The organism is Pseudoalteromonas sp. MSK9-3 (assembly GCF_003590335.1).
Taxonomy (GTDB): domain Bacteria; phylum Pseudomonadota; class Gammaproteobacteria; order Enterobacterales; family Alteromonadaceae; genus Pseudoalteromonas.
The window spans coordinates 56,258-79,968 of the sequence record NZ_MIET01000036.1 but is presented as its reverse complement, the minus strand read 5'-3'; the positions used below and the strand labels follow the sequence as shown (position 1 = coordinate 79,968).

At 41.0% G+C, this 23,711-nt stretch carries 19 protein-coding genes and 1 pseudogene; 16 read left to right on the top strand and 4 right to left on the bottom strand.

Translation table 11 applies throughout. The features are described from left to right. The first annotated feature begins 49 nt into the window (after window positions 1–49). The 10 genes from BGP78_RS17475 to BGP78_RS17430 all read left to right on the top strand — a co-directional run bounded on the left by BGP78_RS17475 (window position 50) and on the right by BGP78_RS17430 (window position 9,323). A complete protein-coding gene (locus BGP78_RS17475; RefSeq protein ID WP_010366214.1) occupies window positions 50–430 on the top strand; it encodes an ATP synthase subunit I in 381 nt (126 codons plus the stop codon). Window positions 431–445: 15 nt separating this feature from the next. Continuing rightward, entirely contained in the window at window positions 446–1,303 is an 858-nt protein-coding gene (gene atpB / locus BGP78_RS17470) for a F0F1 ATP synthase subunit A (protein WP_010366212.1), read from the top strand. 52 nt (window positions 1,304–1,355) lie between these two features. Continuing rightward, window positions 1,356–1,589, top strand: coding sequence for a F0F1 ATP synthase subunit C (gene atpE, locus BGP78_RS17465; RefSeq protein WP_004335261.1), 234 nt, complete (start codon window positions 1,356–1,358; stop codon window positions 1,587–1,589). 41 nt (window positions 1,590–1,630) lie between these two features. Further along, on the top strand, window positions 1,631–2,101 hold the full coding sequence (gene atpF, locus BGP78_RS17460) for a F0F1 ATP synthase subunit B (protein ID WP_010366190.1): 471 nt from the start codon (window positions 1,631–1,633) through the stop codon (window positions 2,099–2,101). Between the two features lie 14 nt (window positions 2,102–2,115). Continuing rightward, window positions 2,116–2,649, top strand: a complete 534-nt coding sequence (gene atpH / locus BGP78_RS17455; protein WP_010366188.1) for a F0F1 ATP synthase subunit delta — start codon at window positions 2,116–2,118, stop codon at window positions 2,647–2,649. A 14-nt stretch (window positions 2,650–2,663) separates the two neighbouring features. Then, complete coding sequence (atpA, locus tag BGP78_RS17450; RefSeq protein ID WP_010366186.1) at window positions 2,664–4,205, top strand: F0F1 ATP synthase subunit alpha; 1,542 nt, start codon at window positions 2,664–2,666, stop codon at window positions 4,203–4,205. 58 nt (window positions 4,206–4,263) lie between these two features. Further along, window positions 4,264–5,124 (top strand): F0F1 ATP synthase subunit gamma, encoded by an 861-nt coding sequence (gene atpG, locus BGP78_RS17445; RefSeq protein ID WP_010366183.1) that lies wholly within the window; start codon window positions 4,264–4,266, stop codon window positions 5,122–5,124. A gap of 32 nt (window positions 5,125–5,156) precedes the next feature. Continuing rightward, window positions 5,157–6,542, top strand: coding sequence for a F0F1 ATP synthase subunit beta (gene atpD, locus BGP78_RS17440; protein WP_119862580.1), 1,386 nt, complete (start codon window positions 5,157–5,159; stop codon window positions 6,540–6,542). Between the two features lie 11 nt (window positions 6,543–6,553). Then, window positions 6,554–6,973, top strand: coding sequence for a F0F1 ATP synthase subunit epsilon (locus BGP78_RS17435; RefSeq protein WP_040698348.1), 420 nt, complete (start codon window positions 6,554–6,556; stop codon window positions 6,971–6,973). Window positions 6,974–7,199: 226 nt separating this feature from the next. Continuing rightward, window positions 7,200–9,323, top strand: coding sequence for a winged helix-turn-helix domain-containing protein (locus tag BGP78_RS17430; protein ID WP_119862579.1), 2,124 nt, complete (start codon window positions 7,200–7,202; stop codon window positions 9,321–9,323). A 77-nt stretch (window positions 9,324–9,400) separates the two neighbouring features. On the opposite strand, the pseudogene BGP78_RS17425 reads toward BGP78_RS17430, so the two are convergent. Next, window positions 9,401–10,471, bottom strand: a pseudogene (locus BGP78_RS17425) (IS481 family transposase). A 1,010-nt stretch (window positions 10,472–11,481) separates the two neighbouring features. Here BGP78_RS17425 and BGP78_RS17420 point away from each other — a divergent pair. From BGP78_RS17420 to BGP78_RS17405, 4 genes are all read left to right on the top strand, one after another. Further along, window positions 11,482–12,030, top strand: coding sequence for a hypothetical protein (locus BGP78_RS17420; RefSeq protein WP_147386089.1), 549 nt, complete (start codon window positions 11,482–11,484; stop codon window positions 12,028–12,030). Window positions 12,031–12,280: 250 nt separating this feature from the next. Continuing rightward, window positions 12,281–13,642, top strand: coding sequence for a bifunctional UDP-N-acetylglucosamine diphosphorylase/glucosamine-1-phosphate N-acetyltransferase GlmU (gene glmU / locus BGP78_RS17415; protein ID WP_119862577.1), 1,362 nt, complete (start codon window positions 12,281–12,283; stop codon window positions 13,640–13,642). Between the two features lie 146 nt (window positions 13,643–13,788). Beyond that, on the top strand, window positions 13,789–15,033 hold the full coding sequence (locus tag BGP78_RS17410; protein WP_119862576.1) for an HlyD family efflux transporter periplasmic adaptor subunit: 1,245 nt from the start codon (window positions 13,789–13,791) through the stop codon (window positions 15,031–15,033). Between the two features lie 35 nt (window positions 15,034–15,068). After that, window positions 15,069–17,192, top strand: coding sequence for a peptidase domain-containing ABC transporter (locus BGP78_RS17405; RefSeq protein WP_119862575.1), 2,124 nt, complete (start codon window positions 15,069–15,071; stop codon window positions 17,190–17,192). A gap of 123 nt (window positions 17,193–17,315) precedes the next feature. Here BGP78_RS17405 and BGP78_RS17400 read toward each other — a convergent pair whose 3' ends face one another. Continuing rightward, window positions 17,316–17,513 carry a hypothetical protein gene (locus tag BGP78_RS17400; RefSeq protein ID WP_119862574.1) on the bottom strand — a complete coding sequence of 66 codons (198 nt, stop codon included), beginning with the start codon at window positions 17,511–17,513 and terminating at the stop codon, window positions 17,316–17,318. A gap of 177 nt (window positions 17,514–17,690) precedes the next feature. Here BGP78_RS17400 and BGP78_RS17395 point away from each other — a divergent pair, with 177 nt between their 5' ends. Both BGP78_RS17395 and BGP78_RS17390 read left to right on the top strand, forming a co-directional pair. Then, a complete protein-coding gene (locus BGP78_RS17395) occupies window positions 17,691–18,926 on the top strand; it encodes a lanthionine synthetase C family protein (protein ID WP_119862573.1) in 1,236 nt (411 codons plus the stop codon). A gap of 9 nt (window positions 18,927–18,935) precedes the next feature. Beyond that, window positions 18,936–22,127, top strand: coding sequence for a lantibiotic dehydratase (locus BGP78_RS17390; protein WP_119862572.1), 3,192 nt, complete (start codon window positions 18,936–18,938; stop codon window positions 22,125–22,127). Window positions 22,128–22,350: 223 nt separating this feature from the next. Here BGP78_RS17390 and BGP78_RS17385 read toward each other — a convergent pair whose 3' ends face one another. Next, window positions 22,351–22,983: a hypothetical protein gene (locus BGP78_RS17385; RefSeq protein ID WP_119862571.1), complete on the bottom strand. Its 633-nt coding sequence runs from the start codon at window positions 22,981–22,983 to the stop codon at window positions 22,351–22,353. Next, window positions 22,964–23,698, bottom strand: coding sequence for a hypothetical protein (locus BGP78_RS17380; protein ID WP_119862570.1), 735 nt, complete (start codon window positions 23,696–23,698; stop codon window positions 22,964–22,966). Before BGP78_RS17380 ends, BGP78_RS17385 begins: the two co-directional genes overlap by 20 nt. Window positions 23,699–23,711: the final 13 nt, after the last annotated feature.

Genomic DNA, 23,711 nt, shown 5'->3' with positions numbered 1-23,711 from the left:
CCAGTTTTCATACCCTGATTAAGTTTAAGGTCATAAAGGTTAATAAAAAGTGACTCATTCGTTAGCTGGCCCGTATAGACGTGCCGCATTAAAAGGCGTATTACTTCAGGGTATCGTAGCAATCGTCGCTGCAGTAATAGTTTTAATAGCTTGGGGAGTGCATGCGGGGGCATCTGCAATAGCCGGTGGCCTAGTCTCAGTACTGCCTAGCTTAGTGTTCGCTTTATACGCCTTTAGATATATGGGCGCGAGTAAAGCAGAGCAAGTATTTGACTCGATAAAACGAGGCAATGGATTAAAGTTTTTGCTGACTGTGTGTTTGTTCGCACTGGTATTTAAGTATTTTTCAGTCATGGCATTGCCATTTTTTTGCTGTTACATACTGGTGATGTTCACACAATGGTTGGCACCGATTTTTTTTAATCATTAACTTTTGGGATAAAACATGGCTGCAGAAGAAGTTACTCTATCAAGCCATATTCAGCATCACTTGACCAATGCCAAGATGTGTTCGACCGACGCCGGTCTTGCCTTCAATAAAGCATGTGCGGATAGTGGTTTCTGGACATGGCATATAGATACCCTCGCATGGTCAATCGGTTTAGGTCTGATATTTTTATGGATCTTCCGTAGTGCCGCTACTAAATCTACCACAGGTGTACCGGGTAAATTTCAGTGTTTCATTGAAATGATCGTGGAGTTCGTTGGTGACAACGTACGTGACACTTATCATGGTAGTAGCAAACTTATAGCTCCATTAGCTCTAACAATCTTTGTTTGGGTGTTCTTAATGAACCTAATGGACTTAATACCTGTCGATTTCCTACCTGCATTTGCCGGCTTAGTTGGCGAAACTGCATTCGGTATGGACTCACACGATGTGTACATGAAAATTGTACCAACTACTGATATCAACTTGACCGCTGCGCTTGCGATTGGTGTGTTCTTATTGATGATCGGGTACTCAATTAAAATCAAAGGCATCATTGGCTTTATTAAAGAGCTTACGTTGCACCCGTTCAGTTCAAATAACAAACTGGTTCAAGTTCTTTTGATCCCGTTTAACTTGCTACTTGAGACGATTGCACTGGTTGCTAAGCCGTTCTCGTTAGCACTTCGTTTGTTCGGTAACTTATACGCTGGTGAGTTGATTTTCATCTTGATCGGCGCAGTTGGTTTAATGCAACTACCGTTGCACTTTATTTGGGCTGTATTCCACATCTTAGTAATCGTTCTGCAAGCATTCGTATTTATGATGCTTACAATCGTATACCTAAGCATGGCGAGCTCAGATAATCATTAATTTTTATTTTATATTTTAACTTTAATTTACAATTGAAACTTTGGAGAAAAAAATGGAACTAGTATTAGGTCTTAAGTACATCGCAGTTGCTCTACTTATCGGCTTCGGTGCTATCGGTACAGCGATCGGCTTCGGTAACATGGGTGGTAAATTCCTAGAAGCATGTGCTCGTCAGCCTGAACTTGCGCCTTCACTACAGGTTAAGATGTTCATCCTAGCTGGTCTAATCGATGCCGTAGCAATGATCGGTGTTGGTATCGCGATGGTATTGTTGTTCGTACTTTAATTTAACTTTTTGAACAGCTTACTATTTAAGGAGGAGCGGTTGTGAACTTAAACGCCACTCTTATCGGTGAATTAATTGCGTTTACGGTCTTCGTATTATTTTGTATGAAGTTCGTATGGCCACCACTAAATGGTGCAATTGAAGCTCGCCAGAAAAAAATCGAAGATGGTTTAGCTGCCTCTGATAAAGCCGAAAAAGAACTTGAACGTGTGCGTCTAGAAGCTGCAGAGCAGTTGACAGAAGCAAAAACTCAAGCGGCTGATATCATTGATCAAGCTAAAAAGCGTGCAGCGTTAATTGTTGACGAAGAGACAACTCGTGGTCAGCAAGAGCGTGAGAAAATTATTGCTCAAGGACACTCTGAAGTTGAATCAGAGCGTAGCCGTGTGACAGAGGACCTGCGTAAGCAAGTTGCTACTCTGGCAGTGGTTGGCGCTGAGAAGATTTTAGAGCGTGAAATCAATCAAGCCGCACACAGTGACATCGTTGAAAAACTTGTCGCTGAGCTGTAACGGAGGGTATGAGCATGTCTGAATTGACTACTATCGCTCGCCCATACGCTAAAGCGGCTTTTGAACTTGCTGTTGAAAAAGGCAATGTTGACGCTTGGAATGACATGTTGTTCTTCGCTGGCCAAGTGGCCAGCGATGAGCAAGTGGCTTCTTTGCTTGCAAGCATGCCAACTGCTGCAGAACAAACTGATGTATTACTGAAAGTATGTTCTGAGCAACTCAACGAACAGGGTCAGAATCTTATCAAGCTGATGGCCGAAAATGAGCGTTTAGCCGCCATTCCAGCAGTTGCTGATATTTTTGCTGAATTTAAAGCAGAATATGACAAAGAAATCGACGTTGACGTGATTTCTGCAACTGAACTTGCTGGTGAACAGCAAGACAAATTGGTCGCGGCACTTGAAAAACGTTTCGCACGCAAAGTTAAGCTGAATTGTAGCATCGACGAAGCCGTAGTTAGCGGCCTTGTGATCAAAGCTGGTGACACCGTTATTGACGGAACTGTCCGTGGCAAACTTGACCGCCTAGCGGCCTCGCTACAATCGTAATTGGGAAAATGAGCATGCAACTTAATTCCACAGAAATTTCTGCGCTGATCAAACAACGTATTGAGCAGTTTGAAGTTGTAAGTGAAGCACGTAACGAAGGTACAATTGTATCTGTTACAGATGGTATCATCCGCATCCACGGTCTAGCTGACTGTATGCAAGGTGAGATGATCGAGCTTCCTGGCAACCGTTATGCTATCGCACTAAACCTTGAGCGTGACTCAGTAGGTGCAGTAGTAATGGGTCCTTACGCCGACCTTAAAGAAGGCGTAAAAGTACAATCTACTGGTCGTATCCTAGAAGTACCTGTTGGTCGTGGTCTACTTGGTCGTGTTGTAAACACACTTGGTCAGCCTATCGATGGTAAAGGCGCACTAGATAACGACGGTTTTGAACCAGTTGAGAAAATTGCACCAGGCGTAATCGAGCGTCAATCAGTAGACGAGCCAGTACAAACTGGTTATAAGTCTATCGATGCAATGATCCCAGTTGGTCGTGGTCAGCGTGAGCTGGTTATCGGTGACCGTCAGACTGGTAAAACTGCACTAGCAATCGATGCAATCATCAACCAAAAAGGCACAGGCGTTAAGTGTGTGTACGTAGCGGTTGGTCAAAAAGCATCTACGATTGCAAACGTAGTACGTAAACTTGAAGAACATGGTGCACTTGAAAACACAATCGTTGTTGTTGCATCAGCTTCAGAATCAGCAGCGCTACAATTCCTAGCGCCATTTGCTGGTTGTACTATGGGTGAATACTTCCGTGACCGCGGTGAAGATGCACTAATCGTATATGATGACCTGTCTAAGCAAGCTGTTGCTTACCGTCAGATCTCATTGCTATTGAAGCGTCCACCAGGTCGTGAAGCATACCCAGGTGACGTATTCTACCTTCACTCGCGTCTTCTAGAGCGTGCATCGCGTGTAAACGCTGATTACGTAGAGAAGTTCACTAACGGTGAAGTGAAAGGTAAAACAGGTTCATTGACAGCATTGCCTATCATTGAAACTCAAGGTGGTGATGTTTCTGCATTCGTACCTACTAACGTTATCTCAATCACCGATGGTCAGATCTTCCTAGAAACTGACTTATTCAACGCAGGTATCCGTCCGGCAGTAAATGCTGGTATCTCGGTATCTCGTGTTGGTGGTGCTGCGCAAACGAAAATCGTTAAGAAACTAGGTGGTGGTATCCGTCTAGCGCTAGCTCAATACCGTGAACTAGCAGCGTTCTCTCAGTTCGCTTCTGACCTTGACGATGCAACTCGTGCTCAACTTGAGCATGGTGAGCGCGTAACTGAGCTAATGAAGCAGAAACAATACGCACCAATGTCTGTTGCTGAAATGTCTCTGTCTCTATTTGCAGCTGAGAAAGGCTTCCTACAAGACATCGAAATCGCGAAAATCGGTGACTTCGAAGAAGGCCTAATTGGTTTTGCAAACAGCACATACGCAGAGCTAATGGCTCAAATCAATGAAACAGGTAACTACAACGCCGAGATCGAAGCGCAGTTGAAAGAACTTCTTGAGAAGTTCAAGTCAACGCAAACTTGGTAATTTAGTTATGCATGGTGGGTGTTATCGCTAACACTCACCTTGATTCGGAGAGAGAGTCATGGCCAGCGGAAAAGAGATTAAAAGCAAGATCGGGAGTATTAAAAATACTCAGAAGATCACCAGCGCAATGGAAATGGTTGCCGCTTCTAAAATGAAGCGTGCGCAAGACCGTGTGGCGTCAAGCCGTCCATATGCTGAGAACTTACGCAAAGTGATCGGTCGTGTTGCTCAAGCTAATCTTGACTTCCATCATCCGTTCTTAGAAGAACGTGATGTGAAGCGAGTTGGTTATATTGTTATCTCTACTGACCGTGGTCTGTGTGGCGGTTTGAACACGAATGAGTTCAAAAAAGTGACACAAGACGTACAAGCTTGGAAAGAAAAAGGCGTAGACGCAGAATATGCAACGCTAGGCGGCAAAGCTGCTGGTTTCTTCCAACGCTTCGGTGGTCAACTACTCGCTAAAAAAGCGGGTCTTGGAGATGCACCTTCAATTCAGGACGTAATTGGTCCTGTTAAAGTAATGCTTGATGCATTCGCTGAAGGAAAAATTGACCGTTTATTCGTGGTATACAACAACTTTGTAAATACCATGAAGCAAGAGCCAGTAATCGATCAGTTATTACCTTTGCCAAAAGCTGAAGAAGAAGTATCAGCTCACGCTTGGGACTACTTGTACGAGCCAAACCCAGAGGCTATTTTAGAGACTCTGTTAGTACGCTTCATTGAATCACAAGTGTACCAAGGTGTAGTTGAGAATGCTGCCTCTGAACAGGCTGCCCGTATGGTTGCGATGAAAGCCGCAACTGATAATGCTGGTGACCTAATTGATGAGCTGCAACTGATTTATAACAAAGCACGTCAAGCTGCAATCACACAAGAGATCAGTGAGATTGTTAGTGGTTCGGCTGCGGTATAACGCTTCGGCAAAGTTTAACGAGAGGAATAGACATGAGTTTAGGTAAGGTCGTCCAAATTATCGGCGCCGTTGTGGACATCGAGTTCCCACAAGATAGCGTGCCAGCTGTATATGAAGCAGTAAAAATTACAGAAGGCGACTTAGTTGGTTTGACTCTAGAAGTTCAACAACAACTAGGTGGCGGCGTAGTTCGTGCAATCGCACTAGGTACTACTGACGGTTTACGTCGTAGCACTTCAGTAGAAGGCACAGGCGAGCCAATTAAAGTTCCAGTAGGTACAAAGACCCTTGGTCGTATCATGGACGTATTGGGTCAGCCAATCGATGAAGCAGGTCCAATTGGTGAAGACGAGCGTATGTCAATTCACCGTGCAGCCCCTTCATATGAAGAGCAATCAAGTTCAATCGAACTACTAGAAACAGGTATCAAGGTAATCGACCTTGTATGTCCGTTCGCTAAAGGTGGTAAGGTTGGACTATTCGGTGGTGCCGGTGTAGGTAAAACCGTAAACATGATGGAACTTATCCGTAACATCGCAATCGAGCACAGTGGTTACTCTGTATTCGCAGGTGTTGGTGAGCGTACTCGTGAGGGTAACGATTTCTATCATGAAATGAACGATTCAAACGTACTTGATAAAGTATCGCTTGTATACGGTCAGATGAACGAGCCTCCAGGTAACCGTTTACGTGTTGCGCTGACAGGTCTTACTATGGCAGAGAAGTTCCGTGACGAAGGTCGTGATGTACTTTTCTTCGTAGATAACATCTACCGTTATACACTAGCAGGTACTGAAGTATCAGCACTTCTAGGTCGTATGCCATCAGCGGTAGGTTACCAGCCTACACTTGCTGAAGAAATGGGTGTACTTCAGGAGCGTATCGCGTCGACTAAAGCTGGTTCAATCACATCAATCCAAGCGGTATACGTACCTGCGGATGACTTGACGGATCCATCTCCAGCTACAACCTTTGCTCACTTAGATGCAACAGTTGTACTTTCACGTGATATCGCGTCTCTTGGTATTTACCCAGCGGTAGATCCACTAGATTCATCATCTCGTCAGCTTGACCCACAAGTAATTGGTCAAGAGCACTATGATACTGCACGTGGCGTTCAGACAGTTCTTCAGCGTTATAAAGAACTTAAAGACATCATTGCAATTCTAGGTATGGACGAGCTTTCTGATGAAGATAAGCAAGTTGTATCTCGTGCACGTAAAATCCAACGTTTCCTATCTCAGCCGTTCTTCGTTGCTGAAGTATTCACAGGCGCGTCAGGTAAATACGTTTCACTGAAAGACACTATCGCAGGCTTCAACGGCATCTTAAACGGTGAGTATGATGATCTGCCAGAGCAAGCTTTCTACATGGTTGGTTCTATCGACGAAGCAGTTGATAAAGCAAAAAACATGTAATTTAGGGGGTTATTATGGCAATGACAGTACAACTTGACGTAGTAAGTGCAGAGCAGAGTGTATTCTCTGGTAGCGTCGCTACAATTCAAGTGACAGGTAGTGAAGGTGAGTTGGGTATTCACCCAGGTCACGCCCCACTCCTGACTGGCCTAAAACCTGGTATGGTACGTTTAGTTAAAGCAGACAGCAGCGAAGAGATCATCTACGTTGCTGGCGGCACATTAGAAGTTCAACCACAGACAGTAACCGTCCTTGCTGACGTTGCTATTCGTGGTGAAGACCTAGATGAGCAAGCCGCTGAAGAAGCTAAGCGTGAAGCGCAAACTCAAATGGCATCAGGGGCAGCTTCAGAGCTTGACCACCAAGCTGCCGCGGCACAACTGGCTGAAGCGATTGCTCAGCTACGCGTTATCCGTCAATTGCGCAAATAAATACAAACCTATCTGGTTTAAAAAGCCCACACCTTTTGGTGTGGGCTTTTTTTTACAATTATTATACATACATATATAGATAAATATATTTTATTCCCTTAAATTTTAACTGGTTTAAAAAATTATTATTGTTACGAATACACTAACTACTTTGTAATAAAAAGTTGTGTTCACTGTACCATTCGATAGAATAAACAGATTACTCATAATTATATTGCTTTAAACAATGAATGAAGTTAGCTTTTCCAGGAAGGTCAAAGAGGTTAAATTTGGCGAGTGGAGTTTAGATCCAAAACGTCAAACTATTCATGACGGAGAAGTAGAACGAGAGCTTGAACCTTTATTGTTTAACATACTATGTTATCTGGCGATCAATTGTGAGCAGATAATTACCAGACAAGATCTTGTTGATGATGTTTGGAAGCAAAATTATGTAGATGATAATGCCATTAATAGAGCGATGTCTGAACTTAGAAAGGTGCTTAAGTCTGAGCGGCAAAAAGGTATTATCGTAAAAACTCACTATCGAAAAGGGTATAGCTTTTTCCTTGAGCCAATTATTATTTATCATCAACCCAGCACGGATAAAAATCAAGAAACAGACAAAAAAGAAAATGTGAGTAGAGAGCAAAATAACGCGATAGAGCTTGAAAAATCAACATCAAAACGTGGTTCTTCCAATGTAAAGAAAGCGGTAATTATGACTTTTTTTACCGTCGTACTTTCGGCAGCTGCATATCAAGGATATCGCTTTAAAACTGATGTTAAAGTACAACAAAAAAGTATAGAAGAAAGTGTACTGTCTTGGTTACCAGGGCGATATACCTTACTCAAATTATCCCCAGATAAAAAGCAGGTGGCTTTTTCATTCATTTCAAACGATAGTCAACATTATTCATTGGTGGTTAAAGGACTCAATGGGGGCCAAGAAAAGCGGCTAGGAGAGGAGGGGGTTAATTACCTTCCGCTAGGGTGGTCGGTAGACTCCAATGCTATTTTTTATCGCGCAACAACAAAAGATAAGTGCCAAGTCTGGCGCTTGAATGCTGACTTTAATTCAGATAATAAGTTTTTATTTGATTGTAACTTAAATGACAGTATGACGGGGGGCGGTGCCGGCAATAATCGATTTATTTATTCCAAAACAGGGTACAGAAATAGAGATGAATTAGCCGCATTGGTCAATCGGAGCTTAGCGACTGGCGATGAATTTCAAATTACATCACCAAATCTAAACTCGTATGGTGACCGTTTCTTATCGTATATTCCAGATAAAGAGCTCATTTTATTTGAGCGACGCCAATATGATATTAATGAGTTATATGTGACAGACCCTGACGGTGGAAATCAAGAGAAACTATTTGAGACATCACATCGAATATGGGCTGTTACTTATGATGAGCCATCAGGAATGTTGGTTTGGCTAGATAATACTGAAAATATTGTTTATGAATACGATTTATTTAATCGCAAGATACATAGTATTGTTGAATTAGAAACAGATAAAGCCTATGCCAGCTTTCAAGCGTTCGATAAAGATTCGTTATTACTAGTCAGTTATCCTTTTTTGAGAGATATCCATCAATTTAATTTGCAAACTAATGACGTTAGTATTGTGGATGAAAGTAATTACGAAGATCGCTCAGGAATAGAAGTTGATGATGGGTACTTATTTTTAACACGGCGAGGCAGTGAGAGCTTCATTAGCTTTACACAAAAAAGCACCAATGAACGACAACCACTTCAAATCCCTAAAGGCCGCCTTAGCGCAATTCGTTATAATTACGATACGGAACAACTTTTGTTGCAACACGCTGACAAAATAGAGCTGTATGATTACAAAACATTACAGTTAGTCGATACTATTCGTACTGAAGGCACCGTTATTTCTGCCGAGTTTCTTGGTAAAGAACAAATAGGCTTTGTTGTTGTTAGTGACAAAAAGGTAAAAAGCAAAATATTTAGATATTCAATTATTGATAAAAAGAAAGTAGAGGTTCCAGCCTTAACCTCTTTATGGATTGGCTATTTAAATGAGTCTACTTTGGTTTCACTCTCATCGAATGATAAAATTGTGCTCTATGATATATTCTCTGGAGAGCAAATCGAGCAATATGAACTACCTCAGGCAAAATACAAGCATTCAATTACTGTAGGTCACGGCAATATTTATTATTCTGATGGAGACAAGGTATATAAAATCAACCGTGATGACTCTGAGGGTATAGAGGAGTTATATAGTCCCGGTTCAGTCATCGGTGGTGTGCAATACTCTGAAGTAAATGGCAATATCCTATTGGATATTATTACGGTATCAGAGAACCAGTTACTAAAAATAGCGCTTAAGTGAAATAACCTTTCGTATCTAGATGACTTAAAAATTACCGATATGACTTAATGTGTAGTAGCTCAGACCTGATCTGACAGTTACCCGTTTTTTAACGGTGCTTTGTCAGCTTTGAGTTGAGCTAAATTCTTTTCAGCCCAAATCGATTTACCATCAATTAATGTTACCAGCGGAGTTCGTCCACAGCACATTTTTCCTTGATGAGTTCGTTCAATGTTGTAGTAATCCATCCATTCGTCCAGATCTTTTTGAAGCTTTTCTATGTCAGCATACAACTTTTTCCTAAATGTAATTTGGTAGAACTCATTTAAAATAGTTTTGTGGAACCGCTCGCAGATACCATTTGTTTGCGGTGACATAGCTTTCGTCTTTGTATGCTCTATATCATTGATCGCTAGATATAGCTGATAACCATGATGATCGACTCGACCACAATATTCAGTGCCACGGTCAGTTAATATCCGTAACATTGGAAGTTCATATTCATCGAATTACGGGAGAACTTTATCATTTAACATATCGGCAGCTGTGATTGGCGTTTTGGTTGCATAAAGCTTGGCAAAGGCAATTTTACTATAAGTATCAACGAAGGTTTGCTGATAAATGCGACCTACACCTTTCAGATTACCTACATAGAACGTATCTTGTGAACCAAGGTAGCCGGGGTGCGCTGTTTCAATTTCACCGCATGCTTCATCATCATGTTTCTTTTTCTCAAGTGCAGCGACTTGAGCATCGGTTAAGATAATGCCGTCCTTTGCTACCTTAGCTTTGAGTGCCTTTAGCCGTTTTTTGAAATTTTCTAAGTTATGGCGTAACCAAATCGAGCGCACGCCGCTACCAGAAACAAAGATACCTTGTTTACGCAATTCGTTACTTGTTCTGTATTGACCATGAGCCGGTTGAGCGACGGCATACTCCATTACTGCTTTTTCTGTTGCTTCATCTACTCGATTTTTAATGTTAGGTGCTCTGCGGTTTTTATAGATAAGCGCATCAATACCGCCATCGGTCACAAGTTCTTGATATCGATAAAACGTATCTCGCGATACGCCCATTACTTTACATGCCTTCGATACGTTACCTAATTCTTCGGCAAGATTAAGTAAGCCAGCTTTGTGTTTAATAATTGGGTTGTTAGTATGTAACATGAGAGTTACCTCTTTTGTTTTGATTTGAAGATTCGACACCTTTAATCAAAACGGGTAACTCTCAACTTTTCAAGGTGAGATGTAAGATCTAGTCTGAGCTAATACAGGGACGGGAATGCCAGACTCAGCTGACAATTTTAGTTTCGGTGAACTTACTTTTTCTCATCGTAAATTTTCCTATTTTTGTTAATGGAAAACTCTACTTATGAACTGTTTCATTTTTAGGGGGAGTTACAGTTGGGCTTGTCACTGTCTTTTTGAGTGGCATGAAAGTCTTTATGCAGCTTAAAAGCAATTTATGATAATGGGTTTCCACTTATACGGCCATCAGCTTGCACTTTTCCTCTATACGTACTCGTTAATTTCATGCTTTACATTACTTTTTTTGTGCAAGCTTGTTGAGTCTTTCTACTGGTCGATATTCAGCCGTAATTTATTAAGCGCTTTGCAGTTGTGGTAAGACATATAAAAAAGGAAACTTTTAAAGTTGATGGAAATAATTTTAGGTGTGAAATGACTTTTCAATATTACCAAATGCTAACTTTGTTATTTAAGTTTATAAATCAATGGTTTGTATTAAATGTTATGGATGATATATAAGGTTTTATAATTACCTAAAAACAGTGGAATTGTTTAATCTGTAGTTACTCACAAAGCAGCAGTATATAAATTACGAGACCAAGAACATGATGAAACTGACATTGAAAACGAAAAAAATAAAGAAGTTACTGGATGTGGCACCCGAACAACAATAATAACAAGCCATAGCGTGATGAAATTGAGAACGAAAAAGATAAAGAAGTGACTTATTAAACCGACCTTCGATGCAAAGTAAATATTGTTTATTGTGGATGATGTGAATAAAGGGACCATAAATAACTAAAGTTAAGAGAATCGATACTGAAAAGGATAGGTTTTCCCAAAGAGACTCCTAGCTAATGCGTGTTTGGAGGAATATAACGTCGTTATTAAACGATGAAGTAGTTACAAAAGTAGAAGGAAATTAACGATTGAATATTATAAGTATGCCTCTTTTCTTATCTGTTATGGCAGGTTCACTCTATGGAAAGCTAGAACTGCAGGTACCCGCAAGTGATTTCTATTATGCAAGGGAGACGGGAGAGCTTGTAAACAAAGAAGTTCTATATGTAGGGAATGGAGTTAATAAAGGGCAAAGTTTATTAGAATATACTGTGAAATCGGAACAACGTGCGAAGCGCCTTCATGCTAAAACGGATGGATATGTTGAGTTCATAAATAAAGAACTTAATACTGGGCATTCATTCTCTGAAGGTCAGTTGTTATTTATTGTGACTTCGTACACAGTATTAGGAAAATATCAAACCTCGATTGAGTCCGATGATCCGATGATTACACCAGGTTCCAGTTTATGGTTTTGCGACAGTTCAGAACAATGGCAATTTCACGTCGATGAAATAAAAGGAAGTAAGCTATTAATTTCGAGTAATTTAGATCAGAGAAGTTTCAATTTGCTAGATAAATTAAGTAAGCAGGGTGCACTTGTCTCTTTTTTCGAAAAAGAACACTGTGATTTATAGCACAATGAGATGCAGCGGGGGCTGGTACTCGCTATATACATAGAGTCACTGTAACGTGATATATGTATTTTAGGGCCACCTATCTACACTTTATGTAGCAAAATACATCCAATTTGCAGCAGCACTTACCAATTAGAATGAAGAGCGTTACAATACGATTAATAAGAAATGTTGGTTGCTATCGTAAAAAAGCAAACTACGGCTGCCAGTTTCATTGGCTCATATTTTATTCTAAAAGGATCAAGTATTCATGGCACTAACTTCAATTATCTTGGCGGCGGGTAAAGGCACTCGCATGCGCTCTAAACTCCCAAAAGTTTTACACTCAATAGCGGGAAAACCAATGGTACAGCATGTTATTGATAATGCTGTTGCAATGGGAGCTCGTGCGACAAATTTAGTGTTCGGTCATGGTGGTGAACAATTACAATTAGCGTTAGCAAGTAATGATGTAAACTGGGTCCTTCAAGAAGAGCAGCTGGGAACAGGCCATGCCGTTGCTGTTGCGACACCACACATTAATGATGATGATATTGTATTGGTTTTGTATGGTGATGTGCCTTTAACAAAGCGTTCTACATTAGAACGTCTGCTCGCGGCTACACCTTCAGAAGGGTTAGCGGTATTAACAGTCAATTTAGATAACCCAAATGGCTATGGCAGGATGTTACGAGACAACGGAAAATTGGTGGGTATTGTAGAGCAAAAAGATGCCACCGCTGAACAGTTGAAAATTACAGAGATTAACACCGGAATAATGGCGGCTAATGGTCGACTGTTGAAAAAGTGGCTGTCAAATTTATCGAATAACAACGCACAAGGCGAGTATTACCTCACTGATATTGTAGCTATGGCACATAATGAAGGCGTTGAGATATCTTCAGCTCAACCTGATGACCCCATGGAAGTAGAAGGGGCAAATAATCGTGTGCAACTTGCAGCATTGGAGCGTGCATTTCAAGCATGGCAAGCTGAAACGTTAATGCTAAATGGGGCGACACTTGCTGACCCTGTACGAGTTGATGTACGTGGAAGCGTTACCACAGGTCAAGATGTACATATCGATATCAATGTTATTTTCGAAGGCAATGTCATATTAGGTAACAACGTTGTTATTGGCCCTAATTGTGTTTTAAAAGATTGCAGTATTGGTGACAATGTTGTGATTAAAGCGAATACATTGATTGAAGATGCGCAGGTTGCGGCTCACTGTACATTGGGGCCGTTTGCACGTTTACGCCCTGGTGCGGTTATGGAAGAAGATTCTCATGTAGGTAACTTCGTTGAAATGAAAAAAACGCGCTTAGGCAAAGGCTCCAAAGCGAATCACCTGACGTATCTTGGAGATACTGAGGTTGGGGAAAAGGTGAACATAGGCGCGGGGACTATCACGTGCAACTATGATGGCGTCAATAAGTCACAGACCGTGATTGGCGATAATGCATTTATTGGCTCTAACTCTTCTCTTGTCGCGCCTGTAACGATAGGAAAAAGTGCGACAGTAGGGGCGGGATCTGTGATCACTGCGCATGTTGATGACGAGCAATTGGCTGTGGCGCGCGCCAAGCAAAGAAACCTAACAGGTTGGCAACGACCTGTAAAAAAGGCGTAGTAATTATACTGCTTTGATGAAGGGGAAGCCTCCTCTTCATCGTATAATAATCAAGCTTGTTCCTTTCTTATATGCAAAGTGGTACATTAATGTGAGTTAATCAAAAAATTAACAATAACAATAATTAAAAGGCCTGCAGTAGATTTATGGATAATCTGTTTCGTAAAGAAGTCATGGAAAATAAACGGCACCGGCTTGAAGGTGCTGTGTCATTGGTACAACCTCCCGTATTTAAGACGCTCACCCTATTAATAATCGTCGTTGTTGTGGTGAGTTTATGCTTTTTATCATTGGGCAAATATACACGTAAAGAACGTGTCTCTGGGGTGATAGAGCCTAATACAGGTTTATTAAAATTAAAGGCGTCTCAAACCGGGGTGATTTCGGAGATATTGGTTAAAGAGGGGGATTATGTAGCCAAAGGAGACCCTATTTTACGTATTGCGTCTGCAAAACACAGTAAGCACGCAGTGGAATTAAATCAGGCCTTACTTAATCAATACAGCTTTCAGCTAACTAGTTTAGAGCAGCAGCTTGAGCAGCAAAAACGACAAGATATATTAGATGCTGCAGAACTTACACAACAAAAAAAATCGGCGTTAGCGCGATTAGATGAATTAGACTCTCAAGCCAGCACGTTTGCACAAAGGTTAAAACTCAATGAGCAAATGGTGACTCAAATCAGTACATTAAAAGGTACTGGTTATATTTCTGAGCTAGAGCTACAGCGGCAAAAAGATACGTTACTCTCATTACAACAGCAATCTTCAAGTATTAAATCAGAGCGACTGTCACTGCAAAGTCAGATAGAACAGTTAGAAAATCAGCTTATCAAACTCCCGTTAGAACAAAGTAGTCGTTTATCACAGCTATTGTCACAACAGGCGGACTTACAAATTCAGCTTTCTTCTATCGAGCAACAGCGTTTAGGTGAGTTACGTTCTCCAAAATCGGGTGTTGTCAGTGGGCTTTTAGCTAAAGTTGGTAAAAATGTGAGTGAAGGACAGAACTTATTGTCTGTTTTGCCTGAAAATAGTGAAATGCAAGCGGTTATTTTTGTGCCAACTTCAGCGTTTGGTTTTGTCAATGAAGGTCAGCAAACACGCTTGCGTTACCATGCTTTTCCTTATGAAAAGTTTGGCGTATACGATGGGAAAATCATGGAAGTGAGCAACAGTGTTATTTTACCCGAAGAGACAAACACTCCTGGTATTATTACAGAGCCCGCTTATCGCGTCGTGGTGACGCTAGACGATCAACATGTTAGCGCATATGGAAAAGCCTCTGCATTGCGCCCAGGGATGATGCTAGATGCGGATGTAATTATTGAAGAGCGCTCTTTATTGCGCTGGCTTTTCGATCCGGTATTTAGTATTCAAGGTCAGCTGTAAGCTGTAGACAATAATTAGAATAAAGGCGGCTTATTATGCAAGTTGAAGACGAAGCACCAGTAGCAAAGCTACAGTTTTGGTCAAGGAAATCACTCCCCATCATCCTGCAATCTGAGGCTGCGGAGTGCGGCTTGGCAAGTTTGGCTATGGTGGCAGCATATCATGGTTATGATAGCGACCTTATTTCGCTAAGACAAAAATTTAGTATCTCAATGGAAGGGGCAACACTTCTCGATATTATGCAATTTGCAGAGAAGTTGGAGTTAACCTCAAGGCCATTACGTATTGAACTTGAAGATCTCGATGCACTGCAAACCCCGTGTATTTTACATTGGGATATGAACCACTTTGTGGTACTCAAAAAGGCGAATGAAAAACGAATTGTTATTCATGATCCCGCCGCAGGCGAGAAAACATTTACCTTAAAAGAAGCATCAAACCATTTTACTGGTATTGCATTAGAACTCACCCCGACTAAGAGTTTTGAGAAAAAAGAAGCCTCACCAACGCTTAAATTCTCTGATTTTTGGAGTCGGATCACTGGGTTAAAACGTTCGCTATTTTTAATTTTTGCACTATCCATGTTGTTACAAGTCTTTACCCTTGCAGCGCCTTATTATATCCAGTTGGTGATCGATGATGTGGTACTAACAGGTGATACCTCTTTACTCACGGTGCTGGCAGTCGGGTTCTTTTTAGTCATGGTCTTTGAAATTGGTACTAATGTGCTGCGAGGTTTTACTCTGCTGCATTTTGGTAATCAGATGAATATTCAGTTAGGTGCCAATCTCTTTCATCATTTAGTTCGTTTGCCATTGTCGTATTTTGAAACGCGTCATATGGGAGATGTGGTTTCTCGATTTGGGTCATTGCAACAAGTTAAGCAATTACTGACTACAGGGGTTATTGAAGCGATTATTGATGGCTTAATGGCAATCATCACACTGGCCATGATCTTCTTTTATAGTCCAACGCTCTCGGTTGTTGTGCTTGTCGCTGTGATTGCTTATGCGCTAGTTCGGATCGCGATGTATAAGCCATTTCGTACCATCAGTGAGCAAGAAATTATGGCCCGTGCGGAAGAGAACTCAAACTTTATGGAGACCGTTCGAGGCATTCAAACCATTAAACTGTTTGGCTCTGAAGTAAAACGGGAAGGTCAGTGGCAGAATCGTTATGCCAACGCCATTAATCAAAATATTCGTTTGGGTAACTTTCAAATTGGTTACGATGCGATTAACCGTGCTTTATTTGGTATCGAAAATATCGTTGTTGTGTACTTAGCGGCACATTTGGTGATCCAAGGGGGTTTCAGTACCGGAATGCTCTTTGCATTTATGGCTTATAAGCGTCAGTTTATGGATAAAACGGCAAACCTGATAGAAAAGCTAATAGAATTTAAAATGTTGGGTTTACACTTTGATCGTATTGCTGATATTGCCTTGACTGACAAAGAAGAGCTACAACCGGATAACACCAAAAGTCATAAGATTGAAGGGTGTATTGAGTTAAAAGGTATTAGCTTTGCGTATTCTGATGCAACGCCTAATGTGCTAAATAATCTTAATTTAACGATTAAAGCAGGCGAGTCCGTAGCTATTACAGGCCCGTCAGGGTGTGGTAAGTCTACATTGTTAAAAATTATGCTTGGCTTGAACCATGCTAAAAGTGGTGAGGTGTTAATTGATGGGGTTGCACTGGATCAAATTGGTGCGCGCCAATATCGACAACAAATTGCCGCCGTTATGCAAGATGATGAACTGTTGTCTGGTTCTGTGGCAGATAATATCGCCTTCTTTGATACGCCAATAGATATGGAACGTGTGGTTTATTGTGCTGATCTGGCGGCAATACACGATGATATTAGTGCTATGCCAATGGGGTATGATAGTTTAATTGGGGATATGGGCTCCAGTTTATCTGGAGGTCAAAAGCAACGTATAATTTTAGCCAGGGCTTTATATAAAGATCCTAAAATCTTATTTATGGATGAAGCAACCAGCCATTTAGATACCACTCTTGAGTCAGACATTAATGAAGCTGTATCACGTTTGAAAATAACACGTGTCATCATTGCGCATAGAAAAGAAACTATCGCTTCGGCTGATAGAGAGGTAAAGCTACAAAAATATAAAGTTGAACAATCAGAGGAAGTTTAATTTGAAGGTTTACTTATTATAAATTGAGTTTTAATTGGTTTATTCTATATTGTGTTTTTTTTGGTTTTATATTGGCTTTCAGGTTAATGTAAAGGCGGCTTATAAGCCGCCTCTTTTATGTTTTTATGGGATCATACAACGAGGAGGACAAGTGTTGTCACGACCACTACATTCAATCCTTGATGGGCAATTTCTGTAAGTAATGTAACTACTATCAGGTTGCGCTTGACCACCAGCTACTTGAGGAGTCATCCCCGCTGGCATTGCAGCAATATCGCTAGAAAGTGTTTTAACACTTTTTTTATTTAGTTTTAATTTCATTATAAATTATCCTTTTTATTTGTACTCAAAATGGATTTTAATGACTTGGTACTTGAAATGTTATTTTTTCAAGTGTTTTTTGACTTTAAATTTATTTACTTAAGGTTGAAATTTTACATGCTATTAAGTACCTTGTAGTTATTTGTAAGGCAAAATTAACTTAATCTAAGGATGAAAATGGTTGATATATCAAATGTTAGTGAAGCTAAAATCAATAAAATAACAGAGGTTATTAAAGAATTAACTAATAAAATAGCCGCTAACTGTGAGAAAGAACAAAGCAATGGATTATTAAGTGGGCTAGCAGGTCAATTACTCTTCTTATATAACGCCCACCGTTTTGATCCTAAGCTTGTTAATGAGGATATGTTTTCTGAGTACTTAGACCGCCTCCAACAAGGGTTACCAGATCAGTCATTTGAATTAAGTAATGGGTTAGCAGGTCAAGCTTGGGTACTTGAGTATTTTAATCAAGCGAATGCAGAAAATTACGAACACGATTTATTAGATGATATTGATGGTTTGTTCGTTCAGGCGCTGGGCAGCTTACCTTGGAATGGTGAAATCGAAATGGTACTTGGTTTGGCTGGGTATACGCCTTACGCATCTCGCCGTGCTAAGTTCAGCGATCAAGAGAAGTTATATGAGGTCATCGTTGATGGCTTTGAGCGCAACGCGACTGAATTAGACAATGAACAAATAACCTGGTCTCAACCATTAGACTCTGTTTATCGTTTCGATAAAGGAGATGATAGGGATAATCCAAAGGAGTCTACGGGTGCAGAATATAATTTAGGTCTTGCACATGGTGTACCTGGTATCCTTGCTGCGTTACTCCACGCAGTAAACATTCCTTCATTACGCGAGCGCGTTACTAAATTGCTGCTTGGTGGCTGTGATTGGTTACTAGAGCAGCAAAATAAAAGTATTGAGCCGCATTCAGCTTGCTTTGGCTGCTCTGCGGATGGTGCACCTGAGTCTCGATTAGGTTGGTGCTACGGTGATTTGACCATTGCGTTAACGTTAGCACGCGTTGGTAAAGCCATAGATAGACCGAGTTATGTTGATAAAGCGTTGGAAATTGCAGTCCATACCACGACACGAGACGATAAGTCAGGCCATATTATAGATGCAGGCTTATGCCATGGTTCTGTTGGACTGGTCACTATTTATCAAATGTTGAACAACATAATGCCGCATCCCGCACTGGAAAAGGCCACACATACTTGGTTAGATTACAGCCTTGCCAAGTATGATGAGAAGGGCATGGAGTCTTTTTATTCTTACAATGGCTTATCAAAGTCTCACAATGAAGACTTTAGCTTTTTAATGGGGTATGCGGGGATTGGCTTAGCCTATATAGGGTTTTTGGACGACGATGTAAGTTGGACTGATTGCCTATTATTGTCTTAAGGGATGAATATGCAGAATAAAAATAATAATACAAAAAACACTCCGTTAGTAACCAAATCAGTAGAAAACAGCGCTTTCTTTGTAGCACGTATACCAAGATTACCCGTTGAGAGTTTAACTGCATTTGCTAAGGAAGATGCAGATATTAATGCTCTATTACAGGAATGGTTAGACACACCGGGCGTAGAAGAAGCGGTTTATCTAGCGAGCCCCTCATTGCTTGAGCGAGTTGAGCAGTGGCGCTCTAAGCCCGAGTCAAAACAAGGTAAAAAGGTAGCGAGAGCATTACTCAAGTACATGATCAGAATGTGCTCAAGGCCAACGCCGTTCGGTTTGTTTTCTGGCATTCATCAAGGTGAAATAGGGGATAGTACACAGCTCATTGCGAGTGAACACACTAAAGATGCGCGTAAAACTCGGCTTGATATGTTCTATTTGTCTGCGTTAAAAGAGCATTTTATCAAGCACGCTTCTCGTTCCGACACAATGACATATAAGCCAAACTCTTCTCACTATTTTGTTGCTGACCAGTGTCGTTACATCGAAACATATTTATCTGATGACAGTATGCAATACCGCTTGAGTGCGGTGGAAAGTGATGAATATTTCCGCTTTGCGCTAGAAAAAGCGGGCCAGGGTATGAGCTTTAATGGCTTAGTATCTGCTTTTTGTAGTGAATATGCACAAGCTGAACAAGAAGAAGTTGAAGCGTACATTCAAGACTTGATTGATGAAGGGATGCTGATCGCAAACATTCCTTTGCCACTGACAGGTGACTCTCCAGACTTAGCATTATTAAAGTCTTTACAAGGTATTGCTGAGCATGACACAGCGGATCACCTAGCGACTGCGCTTGCGCAAATTGACAAATTGGATACGCAAAAAACGGGAGATATCGCTCCATATAAACAACTGTTGTCGCATTTAGAAAGTTTACCTGTGAAAGCGCAAGAGAATAAGCTTTTTCAATCAGATGTTTATCGCAGCTTTGATAGCTGTCAGCTCAGTGAAATGGAAATTAAGCGTTTTCAAAAGCAAATTGAATTACTGTCGGGATTGAGTTTATCGCCTGAGTCAAGCGCGTTGAGTAACTTCGTCACTAAGTTTAATGCACGTTTTGAAGGCCAGTTTGTGCCATTGGACGTTATTTTAGATGATGAGTCAGGCATTGGTATTTCAAATGAAACAGGGTACGAAGCGCCCTTGGTTGCCGGTCTCAATTTGGTGCGTGGTGGCGCAAATAATGGCAATGCACCAGAAGTGAGTATGCTGGATACTATCATTGAAGAGGCGATCAGTTTACCAGAAAACCGCACCTTAACGAGTATCACATTAAAGAGTAAAGAGCTTAAAGCTAAAATAACAAACAAAGAAGCAGCACAGAAATATCCTAGCTCCTTTGCTGCTATGATGAGTCTGTATCAAGATGATAGACAGAACCCAATTATGCAGTGGAATGGTTGCTATGGTCCTTCCTCTGCCAATTTACTGGGGCGTTTTTGTCATTTAGATGAATCACTCAAGCTTGACGTGATTAAAGAGCTAGAGCAAGAGCAAGCTCATTCACCTGAGGTTATTTTTGCTGAAGTTGTACATATGCCAGAAGGGCGACCGGGTAACGTGATTGCACGACCACATTTACGTCAGTATGAAATTGTTTTTATGGCAGATAGCAGTTTAGACTCTGACTATCAGATCCCGTTAAGTGATTTACATGTCTGGGTGGAAGGGCAAAGGGTAAAACTGTGGAGTAAACGTTTAAATAAACAGGTCATTCCGCGCTTATCATGTGCACATAATTATTCAAATCGTAGTTTAAGTGCCTATAAGTTCTTATGTATGATGCAACATCAAGACGGGCAAGTTCCTAATTTTAGCATGCCTAGTAGTACAGCACGCGCTGCGTTTGTACCGCGTATTATGCTAGATAATCTCATTTTGAGTGAAAAGGTGTGGCGCATAGATAGAAAGCAATTAGAAGATGTGTGCAAAAAAGGTCAATTTGATCGCGAGAGGCTCAATGCGCTGCTGGCAAAATATCAGCTTGACCCACAAGTCAGCTATGCGATGGCGGACAACGTCTTAAATTTAGACTTACGCAGTGTAGAGATGTTTGAAATTTTACTTGCGGAAACCAAAGGTCAACCTCGTGTAGAATTAAAAGAAGTATTACATGAGCAATTTAAGTCTCGCTTTGTTGACGCGCAAGGGCAGCATTACAACAATGAGATCATTGTACCGTTTTTTAATCACTCAGCGACGCCATTAAGTCACTATGCGGATAGTCCGCTCGCTAATATTATAGCGACGCCAATTAAACGCCGTTTTAGCGCCGGTTCAAATTGGCTCAGCTTAAAAATATACTCAGGTAACTCATTAGTCGAGCAATTATTAAGTGAGCAGCTACTGCCATTAATTGAAGAAAATGCTGAGTTATATGATAAATGGTTCTTCATTCGTTATGGTGATCCGGATTGGCATTTACGTTTGCGTTTTTATGGTGAGCCAAGTCAATTGTGCGGTGACCTTTTACCAAAATTAAACGCCCTACTAGATCCAATGATTGAGTCTGGAGAATTACATAAAGTAGAACTCATGACCTATGAGCGTGAAGTTGAACGCTACGGTGGTCCTGAATCAATGGCGTTGGTTGAGTCATTGTTTATGCTAGATAGTGCGTTAATAGCCAGAACATGTGCACTGGTTGATGAACACGGAGAAGGTGTACGCTGGCGTATTGCACTCAATTGTACTGATCGGCTGTTAACTTTGTTTGAATACTCAGCTGAGGAACGATTAACCTTAATTAGCGGCTTACGCGATGGTTTTGGTCGTGAGTTCAATGAAAGCAGTATATTACGAAAGCAGCTCGGTAATCGATATCGTGAATATGAAACACAGCTCCATGATGACTTTGTGAAGTTACATGTTGCATCTGAGGGTGAGTGTGATGAATTACAGCGGTCGTTATTGGGTTTACTTGAGCAATGGCAAACTCAAGCGGCGCCTATAATTGCAAAGCTTAATGAATTGATCGCAAGTGATGCGCTTAATTGCACCCGAGACTCACTATTAAGCTCTATTTTACACATGCATAATAACCGTATGTTTAAAGCGTACGGGCGAGAACAAGAACTCGTTGTTCATGATTTATTGCGCAGGAAGTACTTTTCCGCTGATAAGAATGGAAAAAGCAGTTAATTTAATATATTAAAACCTTGCGTAAAAAATAAAAACGCCAAGTAGCATAAGCTTACTTGGCGTTTTTGCTATACAGGCACAGTCGTTAGCATGGGTACTTTGCTCGTGGCCCAGAAACAGCATGATTGCTTATAAATACGCAGTACGACCAGAGGTCGTGCTCAACCCGTTTTAGGCCTTATTTACTTACCAAAAAGCGCGAACTTAATTACTTGTGATTAAATTATTTGCGATTCAATATTTTACGCACTAGCCATTTTACCCAAGAATAACTGCGTGTATCACTGGCAGCAGATTTAAACCACTGAGCGGTTTGTTTGTTACGCTCGGTTTGTATGTGTTTTCGATGGCATTCTTTGGCAGCTCGTTGCCAATCTTGTTGTTTAATGGCGTGATGTAATTTAGGCCAATGGTTAGCAAGGTGATGGCTACCTAAATTAAACACCATGTCGAGTAGGGCACTTTTAACTGGGTTGGGTAGTGAGTGAAACTCTTGCTTAAAGCCATTTTTACGATTAAATATGACAGCAAGCTCTCGCTCAAATTGGCCGAGATGGTGATGCAAAACGATATCGCATTGTTGCTCTGGCAAATAGAGCAGGCAATGCGCTTTATACCATTGAGCCTTGTAGCCTGAAGGCAGCTGAGACAAACGGAGGTATTCATCGCGCTTTTGCTTATTGGTTGCTGGCTGATGCTGTTTGGTATGCATTAGTAACGCACAAAACTGATCGACATTTGCCATCATAAACCCAATGCCAATGGTAGGGTTCCCGCGACTGTCTAAATACAGGTGGTTAATTTGTCCTTCAAACTGTTTTAGAGTCGCAATAAAGTCAGAGTTTTTTGGTGCCATAGTTACTCATTTGGGTTGATAAAGCGGGCAAGTCACAATGGGGGACTTCTTCGATATGAGAGGTTTGATTTACGGTATAACACTCTTTAAGCACGGAGCAATAACATGCTTTGGCGTTCACTTTGTTGATATTATTGTCGATTTGCATCCATAGACTGCTATTAAAATTCGTTTTTTGCATGGTAAAGACACTATAGATTTCACCATCGGCTAATAAAACATTGTTTGTCGTACTCGATACTAACCAACCAAACGCATTTCGATAGTTAATGTCTGTGTTTTTATGCTCTATATCCGCGAGCGCTTGTTGGTAGGCGTTCAGATTGCAGCAGTCGTTGAGTAACTCCAATATATCGTAGTGCGGTGTGCCGTCGTATTCATATTCAATATAGTGGATCATAGCAGGGCCGGTCCCCGAGTTCTGAATATTCATATTGATGGTTTGTTGTTCTTCATTTACATCAAAATTTGAGTACCCCATTTTCAACCATGGCCATGTTTCAGCTTTGAGCTGTCGATTTGCAGCGGCGACTTGTTGTTGAGATGCTTTGGCCTGTAAGTAGGTGGCATAAAATGAGGCAGCCGAAATGGCAATGGCACACAAAGCCAACATGGTATTGAGCTTTGAACGCGTCAAAAAGGGTTTATGCTTCACTTTAACGGCTTTATTCGTATGAGGTGTTGATGTGGCTGGTGGCTGGGTGTTTATTGTCATTTTATATGCCTGC

What these genes read in the sequence shown, in the direction of transcription:
- glmU (WP_119862577.1), top strand. Translation starts at nt 12,281, where the DNA reads ATGGCACTAACTTCAATTATCTTGGCGGCGGGTAAAGGCACTCGCATG.
- BGP78_RS17410 (WP_119862576.1), top strand. Translation starts at nt 13,789, where the DNA reads ATGGATAATCTGTTTCGTAAAGAAGTCATGGAAAATAAACGGCACCGG.
- BGP78_RS17400 (WP_119862574.1), bottom strand. Translation starts at nt 17,513, where the DNA reads ATGAAATTAAAACTAAATAAAAAAAGTGTTAAAACACTTTCTAGCGAT.
- BGP78_RS17405 (WP_119862575.1), top strand. Translation starts at nt 15,069, where the DNA reads ATGCAAGTTGAAGACGAAGCACCAGTAGCAAAGCTACAGTTTTGGTCA.
- BGP78_RS17395 (WP_119862573.1), top strand. Translation starts at nt 17,691, where the DNA reads ATGGTTGATATATCAAATGTTAGTGAAGCTAAAATCAATAAAATAACA.
- atpA (WP_010366186.1), top strand. Translation starts at nt 2,664, where the DNA reads ATGCAACTTAATTCCACAGAAATTTCTGCGCTGATCAAACAACGTATT.
- atpD (WP_119862580.1), top strand. Translation starts at nt 5,157, where the DNA reads ATGAGTTTAGGTAAGGTCGTCCAAATTATCGGCGCCGTTGTGGACATC.
- atpG (WP_010366183.1), top strand. Translation starts at nt 4,264, where the DNA reads ATGGCCAGCGGAAAAGAGATTAAAAGCAAGATCGGGAGTATTAAAAAT.
- BGP78_RS17390 (WP_119862572.1), top strand. Translation starts at nt 18,936, where the DNA reads ATGCAGAATAAAAATAATAATACAAAAAACACTCCGTTAGTAACCAAA.
- BGP78_RS17430 (WP_119862579.1), top strand. Translation starts at nt 7,200, where the DNA reads ATGAATGAAGTTAGCTTTTCCAGGAAGGTCAAAGAGGTTAAATTTGGC.
- BGP78_RS17385 (WP_119862571.1), bottom strand. Translation starts at nt 22,983, where the DNA reads ATGGCACCAAAAAACTCTGACTTTATTGCGACTCTAAAACAGTTTGAA.
- atpH (WP_010366188.1), top strand. Translation starts at nt 2,116, where the DNA reads ATGTCTGAATTGACTACTATCGCTCGCCCATACGCTAAAGCGGCTTTT.
- atpB (WP_010366212.1), top strand. Translation starts at nt 446, where the DNA reads ATGGCTGCAGAAGAAGTTACTCTATCAAGCCATATTCAGCATCACTTG.
- atpE (WP_004335261.1), top strand. Translation starts at nt 1,356, where the DNA reads ATGGAACTAGTATTAGGTCTTAAGTACATCGCAGTTGCTCTACTTATC.
- BGP78_RS17380 (WP_119862570.1), bottom strand. Translation starts at nt 23,698, where the DNA reads ATGACAATAAACACCCAGCCACCAGCCACATCAACACCTCATACGAAT.